We start from the raw sequence: 13,106 nt of genomic DNA, 5'->3' as shown, positions 1-13,106 counted from the left end.
TTCTAAAATAACAGAGGAACAAGAAAAATTATACTAAAAATTCACTAATTATCGCCTCAATAAAAGATTATATAAAATCTTTTCTTTATTTTTTATTTAAACTTCTATTTAACCTAGTTATAACCTAAAAAAGCATGATAGTAAACATTTTAACCTAGTTACAATATATATAAAACGTGATGAATGAAGAGAATTACATTTTTATTCTGACTATTTCATTATTTATTGGTTTCTTGTACTTTTTAATAAATTCCTATTTAGCTATTTCGACGCCGAAATTTTCTTCTAAATCTTCGCATAGTTTAAAGGATGTTACAGCTGTTATCCCTGTCTATAATGAGGATCCTAAATTATTTGAACAAGTTATTAAGACAATATCATATATCAAATTCATCGTAGTAGGAGATGGATGTGTAGAGCCTTATAATTCTATAACAAAAAAATATGATGGAACTTTTATAGCCATAAGTAAGAGATCAGGGAAGAGAAATGCTTTATCTGAAGGCTTAAAATTAGTTAAGACTCCTTTCGTTCTGTTTTTGGATAGTGATACTATACTACCAAAGCAATCTTTATCTCATATGCTAAGCGTAATGGATGATAAAACTGGTGGAGTGAGTCCCAGAGTTTTAATGCTAAATAATGGAAAATTTGCATATTATTATTCGGAGTTTTTTGAAAGAATGTCAGAAATCTTACAAAGAGCATTAAGTAAGTATGGAAAGGCAGCAGTTTTATATGGGCACTGTGCCTTATATAGGACTAATGTAATAAAAGACCTTGTATTATCTAGAGATTTTAAAGAACCAAAGATTCTAGGTAGGAAATTTATAATAGGCGATGATAGACAATTAACAAATTATATTTTAAATAAAGGATATAAGGCTTTTATAGACTATGATGTAATTGCGTTTACTGAACCTCCTAATGATATTAAGAAATTCACTAATCAAGTTATAAGATGGACTAAATCAAATTATCTATATTTTATAAACGATATAGCAAAAGGTACAATAGTAAAGAAAGGCCCCTTATATATCTTTAATTCTGTTTATACTAATGTTTTACCATTTTTCTTTTTAATTTTATCTTTAGTAAGCCTTGGTGGAACTAGAATATTTGACATTAATTCCATATTAGAATATCCAGAAATATTATTTGGTATGATATTCAAAATTATTCATTATATGCTAATTATTCCTACAATTTTAGGAATAAATCACCTATTATATACTAACAGCCATATAGTGCATGCTCATATCAATATTTCTCATTTATCTATCACAAAAATAAATTCACATCATTTAGATTATCTTGATAAGAGTATTCGTATAGCTAGTTCTCTATCGTCATTACCTTTTGTCATAGCATTGTTTAGAATGATAGAAAGGGATAAGACAAAAGTTCTAGTATTGGGTTCTATCGCTTTAGCAGTTCAATTATTTGCTGCTTTCTATAGTATTTTTACATTATGGATGCCAGATAGTTGGAGGACAAGATAAAAATACATTTATATGTTTATTTTTGAATTTTTCTATCTCTTATTATATACCATGTCCCTAATCCTATTGCTCCTAGTTTATTTTCTGAGTCAAAAAATTTGATTTCTACTACTACTGTAGTCCTGCCTTTTCTTACTACTCTTCCTTCACAGTAGAATGGACCTTTGCTCATAGGTTCTAGAAAATTCGTTTTTAACTCTTGTGTAACCTGGTCTATACCGTCATTTACCGTAAGAGTAGCTAAACCTCCAGCAAAATCCATTGTAGTCATTATTATTCCTCCATTAAGAACTCCTCCTCTTCTAGTTAGTTCTGACTTATATTCTATCGCTATTTTAGCATAGCCTTCTTTTAATTCTATTATCTTAGCACCTAATAATGAAAAAACCGGTTCTACAGAAATTATTTTTGTTGCATCATAGTCCATATCAGCTATTTATTCAAATAATATAAAATATTATTTATTCCAAGGTATAGTAGAGCAGATGATATTGTCAATAAAAATGCATATGGTATAACTCCAAGAATAACAAAAGCTATCAGTGATCCAAATATTATATAAGATGATATCTTTATTTCTTTCCTAGCAAAATGAGTTCCTAATCTCATTACTTCCATAGCAAATTCTAATAAGTATGCTAATACTAAAATCATTCCTGCATATTGTAATAGGTAGAGAATTGGATATGTTGCAATTAGGAAAATTCCAAGAATATAAAGTATTGGACCTACTATTATTATTGGAAATATCTTAGTTAGTAAGGAATATTCTTCGCTCATTTGGTTGAATGCTACTCTAGTATAATTGCCAAAAAGTAATATTAGCAAAGAAGATATTATAGCTGATAAATAAGCATAAATTCCTTGAAATTGAGTAAAAGAAAATGTAAAAGAATAAAATAAAAGGAATAGTACTGCTATCCTTAATAATTGGTATGGTTTTGGATTTAGTCTAAATTTTCTAGGCATAGCTATATATTAACTTCTATCTTAAAATAAAATTCTTTAATTTCTTTAGGTTGTATGCTGACTAAACCTAGGTTATTGTGATAGGCATCTGGTGCTCCAGACATAGGTTCTACAGCTACTGCATTAGGCTCTCCAGTGTATATTTGGATATACTTCATTGTTTCATCCTTTTTTATTGTTATCTTAGAATATTCTGATTCTAAAGTTACATCAGAAGGAATGATAAAACAGTCATCGTAGTCTTTTTGAGTTATTGTATATTCTTCTATTTTTCCAGTAGGAATATTTTTTTCTAGTATACACCTTTCTACTTTCGATGGCTTTATTGACCATTTTCCTTTTACTATAAAATAAGGATGAGCTCCCACTACTAATGGTGCTTTTAAATTTCCTAAATTTTTTACGTTTATTCTAGTTTCTAATCCTTGATTAAGTGAATATGTTACTTTTATAAGTAATTTTGTAGGGTAGCCTGGATGATCTAAGGTATATTGTAATACAACATAATTTTCCGATTTATCAATAACTGAAAATTGCTTATCCATTATTAGTCCATGAATAGCGTTTCCTTCTTTATTCTTAGGTAAGTAGTATTCTTTACCTTCCCATGTATATTTGGCGTCTTTTACTCTATTTGCAAATGGTATAAGTAACGCCATACCTCCATGAGTTTTTCTCTCTTCTTTTCCTTTCAAAATGATTTCTTTTCCATCTTTAGCGAATGTGTAGAGATAAGCTCCATTTTCCATTATTTCTGCTACCATATCTTGATTAACAATATGAATCATAAAGTATAATGCATTAGATGTAATTTAAACCTTATTTTCAATATATAATTAACGATTATATTAAATATTTATCCATTATTTCGAATTAAAGCAAATTGTATAGTAAATATTCAGATAACTAAGTCATTTGAATGAGAGAACGATTTTAAAAACTTGTTTAATAGCATTATCGTATGAAAAAGAGGGAAGTTACTATATTAGCTATTATTATTTTCTCAATTACTTTTGCTATTAGAGCTTCAAATAATATGTTAATAACTACTGTTCCATTAATTGCCAAATACTATTTTCATTTTTCCGTATTTTTAGTAGGATTAGTTTCATCAATTACATCAATATTTTCCTTTTTATCTAGTATATTTATAAATTCTAAACTTTCAGTAACTTCAAGAAATAAAATGATGAAAATTTCTTCTATACTTTACGCTATAACATTCCCTTTGTTTTACTTAGTAAATCCTTTGTTAGTCTGGCTATTTACTGCTATTGCAGGATTTTCTATGGGTATAATATTTCCTAACATTATTACATTTGCAGGATCTATTGGAGATCAAAGAAGTAAAGAAAGAATGATCTCTCTATATACTACGTCTTTGAGTTTATCATTAATCGTTGGTCCTGGTATAGAATCGTTAATCTTATCTAGATTTTCCTTAACTCAGGCGTTCTTATTCTTCTCTGCTTTTAGTCTGTTAGTTCCAATTGTTTCTTTTCAAATAAATTTTGATAATGAAAGGAGTGGAAATAAAAGTAAAAATCTAGTTACTAAAAATATTTTAAAATCTCCAGCTTTTTTAACTTCTTTATTTAACAACATGATGTATGATATTCCTTTTGGGATGATAGAGACTTTTGGAGGAATTTATGCTATAAGCTTGTTTCATGCTAGTTATTCGTTGTCAACTTTACTTTTTACTCTATACTTTTTGACTTCTTTTATTAGTAGAGGGCTTTTTACATTTAGACCTGCAAATAATATTTTAAGAATTATTTTTCTTAACGTAGGAATTACAATAATAGGACTATTTTTAGCGTCTATAGCTTATAACATTTATATGTACATTTTTTCTTTACTAATTCTTGGCATACCTCATGGATTAACTTATCCATCTTCACTTATTCTATTATCTAGAAATTTTAAGGATGAAGGAGAAAGAAGTATTGCTAATAGTTACTTTTCTGGAATTCTTATAGGATTAGCTGGCGTCATTCCAATAATTATGGGATATTCTGTAGAGGAAATAGGATTAAGATATTCTTTTAGTATGCTTGCTATTGTGAGTATAATCTTATTTTTCCTCATGTTAAGAGAATATAAAAAGATAAAAATATCTATAAAGGAAAATTAACTGCTCTTTAAACTCCTTATAGTATTTATTGTATTATACATTGCATAAATGTAAAATAATATTATCGCAATAGACAATATATCTATGCTAACAAAGAATATGGCAATTTTTGTTTCTTCATAGAGCATAAAGTCTGCAAAGGAAGCAATACCTACTGGAAATACATATGCCCAAACTGTTAATGGCATTTTCATTCTGACGTTTTTAATAGCCAATATTGCAGCCACAATAAAGTTCCATACTTCGAATCCCCACAATATTATGGAAATAGTTATTGCGAATTTTGTTGGAAAATAGAATAAATTCAAATAATTATATGAAGGAAACGTTAGTAGATTAATTGCTATTATACTTGATGCGCCTAATGGGATCATAATAGCAGGAGATGTTTGATAAGATTTAGTATAAACGTGAGAGAGGAACGCAGCAGTACCTATAAAAATAAATTGAAAGAATGTTATTCCAACAGAAAATAGCATAATAAAGTAAGCTATTTCTGCTTCTTCTTTTGTTAAGTAAGAAAAATATGGAGGAAGTATTGGAGCGCCTAATATAACGTTTGCTGATAAAGCTATTGAAGGAACTAATACGGAATAGTTTAATTCTTCTTGCTTTATTGATTGTGAGAATAGTTTATAACTTACAATTATATTTATAGAAAGTACAAATAGAAATGCAAAAATATATACGTAGTACAGAAAGTTTATCATTAACGGAGAAGATTTAATGTAAACTGTTGTGAAAAATCCAAAAACAAATAGGAGAACTCCGATAAAGGCTGTAAAAGCAACTCTATTTATCTTATTAAAATCCTCTTTAATCATTGGAGGATTTGATAAATAAGAATAAGAAAAGAGAATAAGAAAAATAATAAATAAGAATAGTCCAATATAATATATGATTTTTCCTATATCAAAAAAGTACAAATTGTTCCATATGACTGAATTTTCCCATGAAATTAAAGACAATACCATTGTACCTAATACTATAGGAAACCATTCAGCAGTTATTTTGATGTTCATGCTTTTTACTAAAACTTTGTATATTAAAAATTTATCTATATAATATGAGAAAAATAGCATTATAAATAATTTTTTCGTAAATTAACAACATTATGATTATCTAATAAATTCATTTTTTACTATTATCTACACTAAAAATGAGTAAAACTTTTCTAATTTAATTTATAAGTTACTATACTCGTATCTAATAAAAAGATTAACATTGCTAAATAGGTAAGTTAGATATATATAACTTTGTTACCTATCTGCCTTTATGGCTCTAATAACGGCTAAAGAAGGAGAATTAGGCACAAAGTCAATTATTGTAGGAAATATACAAAGAATGAAAACTGTAACGCAACTGTTGGAAAATCCTAAGTTAGTAAGTGAATTTGCAGGATATACTACATATGTAGGAACTTATAAAGGAGAAAAAGTTAGCGTAGTATTTCACGGAATAGGAATACCATCACTAACGCTAGTAACTCATGACTTATTTAACCTAGGAGTAAGAGAAATAATAAGATTTGGATCAGCTACCGGATTAAAGGGCGTAAAAGCAGGAGAAGTAGTAGTTCCAATAGGTTATTCATATAATCTAGGAGGAACATTCTACCAATACTTAGGAGGAGAATTTACTAGTTATGCATTAACTCCTGACTATGAGTTATTAAATAAGGTAGTAGCGAATTTGAAAAATAAATCATTAAGTGTAAAAGTAGGAAATGTATTTACTAGTGATGCGCTTATGACACATTCTAAAGAGTATTTAGAAAAATTATCAGCTAGAAATCATTTAGCAGTGGAGTTAGAGGGAGCTGGACTATACTTCTTAGCTAATCTCTTAGGATTTAAAGCAGTATCAATTCATTTAATATATAGAAATGGATTAACTGGAGATTCGATATCTCAAGACAAGATTAACGAAGAAGAGAAGAAAATAGGAGAAGCTATTTTAGAAAGTCTTTAAATCCATTTTTTGGTTTTTTAGATATGATTCCAATCTATATTTTAATAATTATAGGTATTGCAGTAGGAGCTTTGACTGGAATAACTGGTTCTAGTGGAGTCCTAATAGTAGTCCCTGCATTATCCTACCTAGGATTATCATATTATTATGCTATAGGCTCTAGTTTATTAGTTGATGTAATTACTACTATTTCGGTAATTTTTGTATATTTTAGACATGGAAATGTGGATTTGAAAATTTCCTTAATTTTAGGATTGGGTGCAATAATAGGAGCTCAGTTAGGATCTAGAATTGCGTTAATAACTCCAGAAAGGGCTTTAGAAGCAGTTTTCACAATCTTTACAGCTTATATGGCTTACGTTTCTTTCAAAAGATCTAAAAATCCTAAACTAAACATTAAGCGTATAGAATTAAACAAAATATCTTTTATAATTGCTGTACTTCTAAGTATGCTAATAGGAATAGTAACGGGAGTTTTAGGAGCTAGTGGAGGGATAATGTTTATCGCAGTCATGATGTTACTATTTTCCATAGACGTAAAAAGAATGATAGGCACAGCAACTTTAGCTATGTTACTATCAGCTACTAGTGGTGCGTCAGCTTACCTATTAGCTGGTAGAACTGATGTTTTAGCCTCATTAGTAATTGGTATTATAGCTTTAATTTCTGGATACTATTTCGCTAGGCTAGCGAATAAAATGAATCCTGCTTATATTTACATGTTCCTTGGTAGTGTATTTGTAATAACTTCAATTAGCGAATTTTTCAAAGTCGTATAACTCTTTTTTTATCTATTTAAAATTTTGTAACTTATTATAAATATATGGTATTGATTTGCAGTACCTATTAGAATTTCCGAAATGTCCTCCTTTAAATTCTTCATAATAGTGATCTATTTCTAGATTACTCATTTTCTTATGCAAACTCTTCATACCTATGAAAAGATTGAACTCGTCATCTTTTCCTACGTCTAAATAAATTGCTTTGAGTTTCTTTAGATTATCTTTAAACTTTTCTACATTTCTAACTGGATCATGAGATAGCCATTTTTTCCAAATATCTTCAATAAGTTCTCCAGTTTCTATATCAAAAGGTAAATCAAAACCAACCTTTGAGTCTAAATTATATGAATAGAATGCTGAACTACCAAAAACATTCAGCATCTTTATATCGTCATCAGTCAAATCTTTTTTAGTAAATAGTAGATTTAATATATCTTCTATTCTTTTTCCATATAAATTCTTTATTGTTAATATAAAATCTGATGCATACATAAAATAGAAGCAACTATCTCCAAAATGATCAGCAAACGCTTGTATAACGTCTGGATGATTGACTGCTAACGTATATGCACCAAATCCGCCAGAAGATTTTCCAAATAGAACTACTTCTCTTGTGTGATATTTTTCTTTCAATATAGGAATTAATTCTTTTATTATAAAATCTTCATAATTTCCAACAGCAGGAGAATTAATATATTGATTAAGGCTATAGCGTGTTCTAAAGTTAGGATTAGCAAAAACTGCCCTTATTCCTTTTTTATCTATTATATTTTTCATTATTTGATGAAATCTATTATTAACATTGCCAGACCAATTTATCCCAGCTAATTCAATAAAAAGAGGTAAATTATCATCTATAATATCTGGCGTGTAAATAAGAACTTCTCTAGTATAAGGATCTCCTAAATAGTTATCTTTCAATGATTCGCTTTCAATCTTGATGATCTCGTATTTCATAGACTTTATATTAACTAAATCCTTTAAAAAGTTTTAATCTTTTAAAGGTAAATTTATATTTGCATTCGGAATTTTAAATACAATTGAATATCAAAGTTATAATCCTAGAATAATACAGTGAAACAGTCTAATTTTAATATTTATTTTCTAAGCTTTTAAAATAATCTTCAATGTATAAAAGAAATAAGCATTTATAATGCGATATAAAAAGTTGATGCAAATGAAAAGTAATAAAGCTTTATCAAAAACTGTAGTGGCAATAATCATTGTAGTCATTGTAATAATTGCTGCTATAGCTGCTTACGAAATAACTAAAAAACCAACTACTACTACAACAACAACTCCAGTAACGTTAACTGTAATTACATTTTCTGGAGAATCTGCTAAGTTTATACAATATGAAGGAAATCTATTCGCCAAAACTCATCCTGGAGTTACAGTGGAAGTTATCCAAGAACCATTTAGCGATTACATAACAGATGAATTAACGTCATTAAAAGCGCATTCTTCAGAGTACGACTTGATAGGATTTACGTCAACATCAGCTCAAGCAGTAGCTCCTTATCTAGTTCCATTAAACACTTCCGCCTTCAATATGAGCGATTTAATAGGTCCACAAGAAGCCTTTGGAGGAACTATCTATAATACTACTACTCACGAAAATGAAACAATAGGAATAGCTTACGAAACCGCAGTATACTTAATGGCATATAAAGCTTCGATCTTTGATAATTCAACTCTTCAATCAGAATTTTATAATGAATATCACATGAATTTCACTCCTACTACTTGGCAAAACTGGACTGTAGTAATAGATGTTGATCAATTTTTAACTTCGCATGGAATTACTAAATATGGGTTCTTAATTGATGATCATGAAGCTCACGGAATCATAGATGCATTTCCAGCAATATACGGATATTATTATGAAAGAAATTCAAGCCTTAATAATGGATTAGTAGGAGGAATTCCTGGATTTAATATAATGTTTGAAGGAAAAATATTACCTGGATATAAGTATCCTTTGCCTTCATTTAATTCTACTGCTGGAGTAGAAGCTTTAGAGACATACAAGAGTTTAGTATCTTATGAAATTTCGCCTTCTAGTGTGCAAATATGCTATGGAAATATTGCCGATTATTATCCACAAGCAGCTGGAATGTTTTTATTTACATCACAATTATCATACTTAAACTCTACTGAAGCAGCATCTACATATTTAGCGCCTTTACCTTCTGGCTACGCGGAAACTGGAACCGACTTTCTAGGAATAAATGAATACTCAACTCACAAACAATTGGCTGAAGAGTTCTTAGAGTTCTTAGTATCTCCTCAAGCTCAAGAGAATGCATTTATACTATTTGGAAAATTCCCAATTTCTAAAACAGCATTTAAGGAATTAGAAAGCAACACATCATTACCAGCATATGAAAGACAGTGGTTAAGCGAAGTATATATAGCATCATTAAATGCCTGGGCTAATCCTCCTAATATACCAATAACAGATACTGAGTTAGTTTCAGCATTTAATACTCAAGTATTATACTATTTAGAAGGGACAACTTCTAATCCTATGACTGCACTAAATACTGCAGCATCCAACTGGCTTACTGAACTATCTGCGTACTACGGGTAGATAGAATGAGTATTGAACTAAAATCTGTTGGAAAAAAATTCGGAAAAAATTATGCTATAAAAGATATAAACCTAAAAATTGAAAAAGGAGAATTTTTTGTTATTTTAGGTCCTTCCGGATCAGGAAAGACCACAATTTTGCGTTCGGTTGCAGGTTTAGAAAAAATTGATGAAGGAAAAATATTTATTGACAATCAAGATGTAACTAATTTACCTCCTGCAAGTAGAAACGTAGCAATGGTTTTTCAGAATTTTGCATTATATCCAAATAAAACAGTTTTCGAAAATTTATCTATGCCTATAGAATACATGAAAAAAGAAGATAGGGAGAAATTAATTGAAAGTGTATCAAAAAGACTAGGTATAGATGGACTCCTAAATAGATTTCCTAGTGAACTTTCTGGGGGACAGCAACAAAGAGTAGCTTTAGCTAGAGCATTAGTAAAAAACTCTAAAGTATTTTTAATGGATGAACCCTTGTCAAATTTAGATGCTCCTCAGCGAATTTCCGCTAGAAAATTAATTAAGGAGATTCAGCTAGAAAATTCTATTACTACCCTCTATGTTACTCATGATCAGACAGAAGCTATGGCTATTGCAGATAGAATAGGTATAATCTCTAACGGAAAAATAGTTCAAGTTGGTACTCCAGAAGAAATTTATGATAATCCTGCAAACTTATTTATTGCTTCTTTCTTTGGAAATCCCCCTATGAGTATCATAGATGGAAAATTGCTAGATATTAAAGGAAAAATTGGTATAAGAGCTGAGGATGTAAAGTTAGGTGAAGGTAAGTTTAAGGGTACAATTAAAGATGTAGAGTTCTGGGGAGATAGATACTTAATTTACATATCTTTTAATGATGAGGAAATTAGAGCTTTTTCTAACGTTAAATTTAAAATTGGTGGTGAAATTAATTTTGATTTTAAATATAAAATTATAGGTGAGTAAATGAAGTATTCTTTTCCTTATTTAGCATATATCATAGGATTTGGGATCTTACCTTTTGCTTTCACTTTTGTTCTATTTGGTGTTAATTATAACTCTGCAATAAGAGGATTAACAGTAGTTCCTTTAGATCAAATTATATATAACACTTTGTTCTTTTCTGTCTTTACTGCTATTTTATCCTCCTTAATAGGGCTTTTGTTAGCAATTGCGATAGATATTATAGGTAGAGGAAAGAGAATACTATCATTACTAGTGATGTTACCGTATACTATTCCTTTCACATCCTCTGCGTTAATTTGGGCAATAAGTCTTTTCGGAGGATATGGATGGTTTACTTACTTTCTTGGACTTAAATATGATCCTCTTTACTTCCCTTCTACCGCATTATATGCTGTAACAATGGTGAGTGTTTGGAGTTCTATACCATTACCTTTTCTAATTATACTCTCGTCTCTAAGATCTATACCAAATTATGTAAAAGAAGCAGCTGCTGTAGACGGAATAAAACTATCAGAATATTATTCAAAAATAGCCGTTCCCATGATAGGAAAAGCATTTTGGTTATCGTTTCTCCTAGAATTTATATTAGCATTAGGAAATTTTGATCTGCCATATGTATTAACTCAAGGTGGCCCAGGTTTTTCTACAACTACATTGCCACTTCTAGTTTATTACGAAATATTTCAATTAGGTAAATTTTCCGGCGGTTCTTTGGCAGCTGCTCTTCTGAGTGTATTTGCAACTATTCCTTCAATTTTTCTGTTATTATTACTTAAAAGTAAAAAATCTGGTTTAAAGTCAATAAGTATAAAAATTCCTGATAAAATATTTAAGGGAATAATGTTTGCTTTGCTAGCCATATTCTTAGTATTCTTAGATTTTCCAGTTTATTGGATGTTTTTAGTAGCGTTTAGAAGTTCTTTCTTGGATTTTAAATATCCACCAATTCTTTTGCCTGAACATCTAACTGGAAGCTATTTTGCATCTGCAGCATCTTCAGCAGTACCGTATCTAATTTCTAGTGCTGTTATAGCAGTATCAGCGTCTTTATTAACAATATTTTTAGCTCTTCCATCTTCTTATGAGATATCTAAAGGAAAAAGTAAATGGATACTACCATTATCAATATATCTTTATTCTTTACCTTCTTCTTCATTCATTATACCATTATACTTGTTCTTCGCTAATGAAGGATTATTAAATACATGGGAAGCGTTAATTTTGTCAACACCAATTTTTACAGCTACATTTGCTGTATGGATATTTTATAATTATTTTCTAGGATTTCCTAAAGCTTATGACGATGCAGCTGAAGTATTTAATATTAAGAACAAGCTAACTAGAATAATTATGCCACTCTCTAGACCAGCGTTATTTTCAGCATTCTTACTTTCGTTCATATTTAATTGGCATTTGTTATTTTATCCGCTTATATTGTCTATGACACCTTATAATTACTCTTTTCCACCTCAAGGCGCTCAGACTATAACTATTTTCGCTTTATTAGCAATAGGAAATGAAACTGTTAATTGGGGATTATTAGCCTCTTCTGCTCTAGTAGCAGCACTTCCAGTGATGATTGTAACTATAATTTCTCTAGATAGAGTACTAAAGGGAGAATATGGTAGTGGAATAAAATTCGTCTAATTTTTTATTTAGAGTTTCAATACCAATTTCCTATAGAGCCGTAGATTTTTAAAAATAAAAAATTTTATTAAATTTAACTTCTAATTCATCATTATGCGTAAAACTATAATTGGAGTACTAGTTATAATTCTAGGAATAATTCTCATTTCTATAGCTGTAACTTCTTCTCACTCAATTAAATATGAAAATACTATAATATTGCCTTCAAATGAAACGTCTGTAATTCCTTACAATGGTAGCTCAGAAATAATTTTTAGTTATAATTTTTCTGAACCAGTAACTGTGAGTGGATATCCTTCTAGTGCAACTACTACTAACGATAGTAAAATCTATGTAATATGCTTCTTTTCAACTGATCCAGGGAAAATAGAAGTATTTAATCCAAATAATGTAACTTCAATCTTATACTATTCATTGTATGAATCTAGTGGTTTAGGATTATACTCTGAGTATTTGTTTGTAATAGGACCGGCAAGCATAATAGCGGGAATAGTTTTAGTAATCTATGATAAAGTAGCAAAAACCAATATTAAGACTAATAATAAGAAAAAATAA

Annotated in this window: 13 protein-coding genes; 8 read left to right on the top strand and 5 right to left on the bottom strand. The window is 29.4% G+C overall.

Features of this window, described 5'->3' with window-relative positions:
* The first annotated feature begins 179 nt into the window (after positions 1–179).
* Positions 180–1,502: a glycosyltransferase family 2 protein gene (locus tag B6F84_RS12450; protein ID WP_236749124.1), complete on the top strand. Its 1,323-nt coding sequence runs from the start codon at positions 180–182 to the stop codon at positions 1,500–1,502.
* Positions 1,503–1,518: 16 nt separating this feature from the next.
* On the opposite strand, the gene B6F84_RS12445 is transcribed toward B6F84_RS12450, so the two are convergent.
* The 3 genes from B6F84_RS12445 to B6F84_RS12435 are packed head-to-tail and all read right to left on the bottom strand — an operon-like array spanning position 1,519 to position 3,256.
* Positions 1,519–1,929, bottom strand: coding sequence for a PaaI family thioesterase (locus B6F84_RS12445; protein ID WP_148692532.1), 411 nt, complete (start codon positions 1,927–1,929; stop codon positions 1,519–1,521).
* Between the two features lie 5 nt (positions 1,930–1,934).
* Positions 1,935–2,471: a hypothetical protein gene (locus B6F84_RS12440; RefSeq protein ID WP_148692531.1), complete on the bottom strand. Its 537-nt coding sequence runs from the start codon at positions 2,469–2,471 to the stop codon at positions 1,935–1,937.
* A 2-nt stretch (positions 2,472–2,473) separates the two neighbouring features.
* Positions 2,474–3,256, bottom strand: a complete 783-nt coding sequence (locus B6F84_RS12435; RefSeq protein ID WP_420807180.1) for an aldose 1-epimerase — start codon at positions 3,254–3,256, stop codon at positions 2,474–2,476.
* A gap of 176 nt (positions 3,257–3,432) precedes the next feature.
* Between B6F84_RS12435 and B6F84_RS12430 the strand changes: the two genes are divergently transcribed.
* Entirely contained in the window at positions 3,433–4,608 is a 1,176-nt protein-coding gene (locus B6F84_RS12430; RefSeq protein ID WP_236748970.1) for an MFS transporter, read from the top strand.
* Here the strand turns inward: B6F84_RS12430 and B6F84_RS12425 are convergent.
* On the bottom strand, positions 4,605–5,630 hold the full coding sequence (locus B6F84_RS12425; RefSeq protein WP_187152698.1) for an SLAC1 family transporter: 1,026 nt from the start codon (positions 5,628–5,630) through the stop codon (positions 4,605–4,607). The genes B6F84_RS12430 and B6F84_RS12425 overlap by 4 nt on opposite strands.
* A 253-nt stretch (positions 5,631–5,883) precedes the next feature.
* Here B6F84_RS12425 and B6F84_RS12420 point away from each other — a divergent pair, with 253 nt between their 5' ends.
* Both B6F84_RS12420 and B6F84_RS12415 read left to right on the top strand, forming a co-directional pair.
* Positions 5,884–6,579 carry a phosphorylase family protein gene (locus tag B6F84_RS12420; protein WP_148692528.1) on the top strand — a complete coding sequence of 232 codons (696 nt, stop codon included), beginning with the start codon at positions 5,884–5,886 and terminating at the stop codon, positions 6,577–6,579.
* A gap of 23 nt (positions 6,580–6,602) precedes the next feature.
* A complete protein-coding gene (locus tag B6F84_RS12415; RefSeq protein WP_148692527.1) occupies positions 6,603–7,358 on the top strand; it encodes a sulfite exporter TauE/SafE family protein in 756 nt (251 codons plus the stop codon).
* A gap of 12 nt (positions 7,359–7,370) precedes the next feature.
* Here B6F84_RS12415 and B6F84_RS12410 read toward each other — a convergent pair whose 3' ends face one another.
* Entirely contained in the window at positions 7,371–8,318 is a 948-nt protein-coding gene (locus B6F84_RS12410) for an alpha/beta hydrolase-fold protein (protein WP_148692526.1), read from the bottom strand.
* A 220-nt stretch (positions 8,319–8,538) separates the two neighbouring features.
* Between B6F84_RS12410 and B6F84_RS12405 the strand changes: the two genes are divergently transcribed.
* The 4 genes from B6F84_RS12405 (at position 8,539) to B6F84_RS12390 (ending at position 13,106) form a co-directional block, all read left to right on the top strand.
* Positions 8,539–9,954 (top strand): ABC transporter substrate-binding protein, encoded by a 1,416-nt coding sequence (locus B6F84_RS12405; protein WP_148692525.1) that lies wholly within the window; start codon positions 8,539–8,541, stop codon positions 9,952–9,954.
* Positions 9,955–9,959: 5 nt separating this feature from the next.
* Positions 9,960–10,904: an ABC transporter ATP-binding protein gene (locus tag B6F84_RS12400; protein ID WP_148692524.1), complete on the top strand. Its 945-nt coding sequence runs from the start codon at positions 9,960–9,962 to the stop codon at positions 10,902–10,904.
* Positions 10,905–12,551, top strand: coding sequence for an ABC transporter permease (locus tag B6F84_RS12395; protein ID WP_148692523.1), 1,647 nt, complete (start codon positions 10,905–10,907; stop codon positions 12,549–12,551).
* 93 nt (positions 12,552–12,644) lie between these two features.
* Positions 12,645–13,106, top strand: a complete 462-nt coding sequence (locus B6F84_RS12390; protein ID WP_148692522.1) for a hypothetical protein — start codon at positions 12,645–12,647, stop codon at positions 13,104–13,106.

Origin of the sequence: Acidianus manzaensis, assembly GCF_002116695.1 — an archaeon.
In the GTDB taxonomy this organism is placed as follows: domain Archaea; phylum Thermoproteota; class Thermoprotei_A; order Sulfolobales; family Sulfolobaceae; genus Acidianus; species Acidianus manzaensis.
Note: the sequence above shows the minus strand (reverse complement) of the source record. Positions and strands in the feature narration are given on the sequence as shown.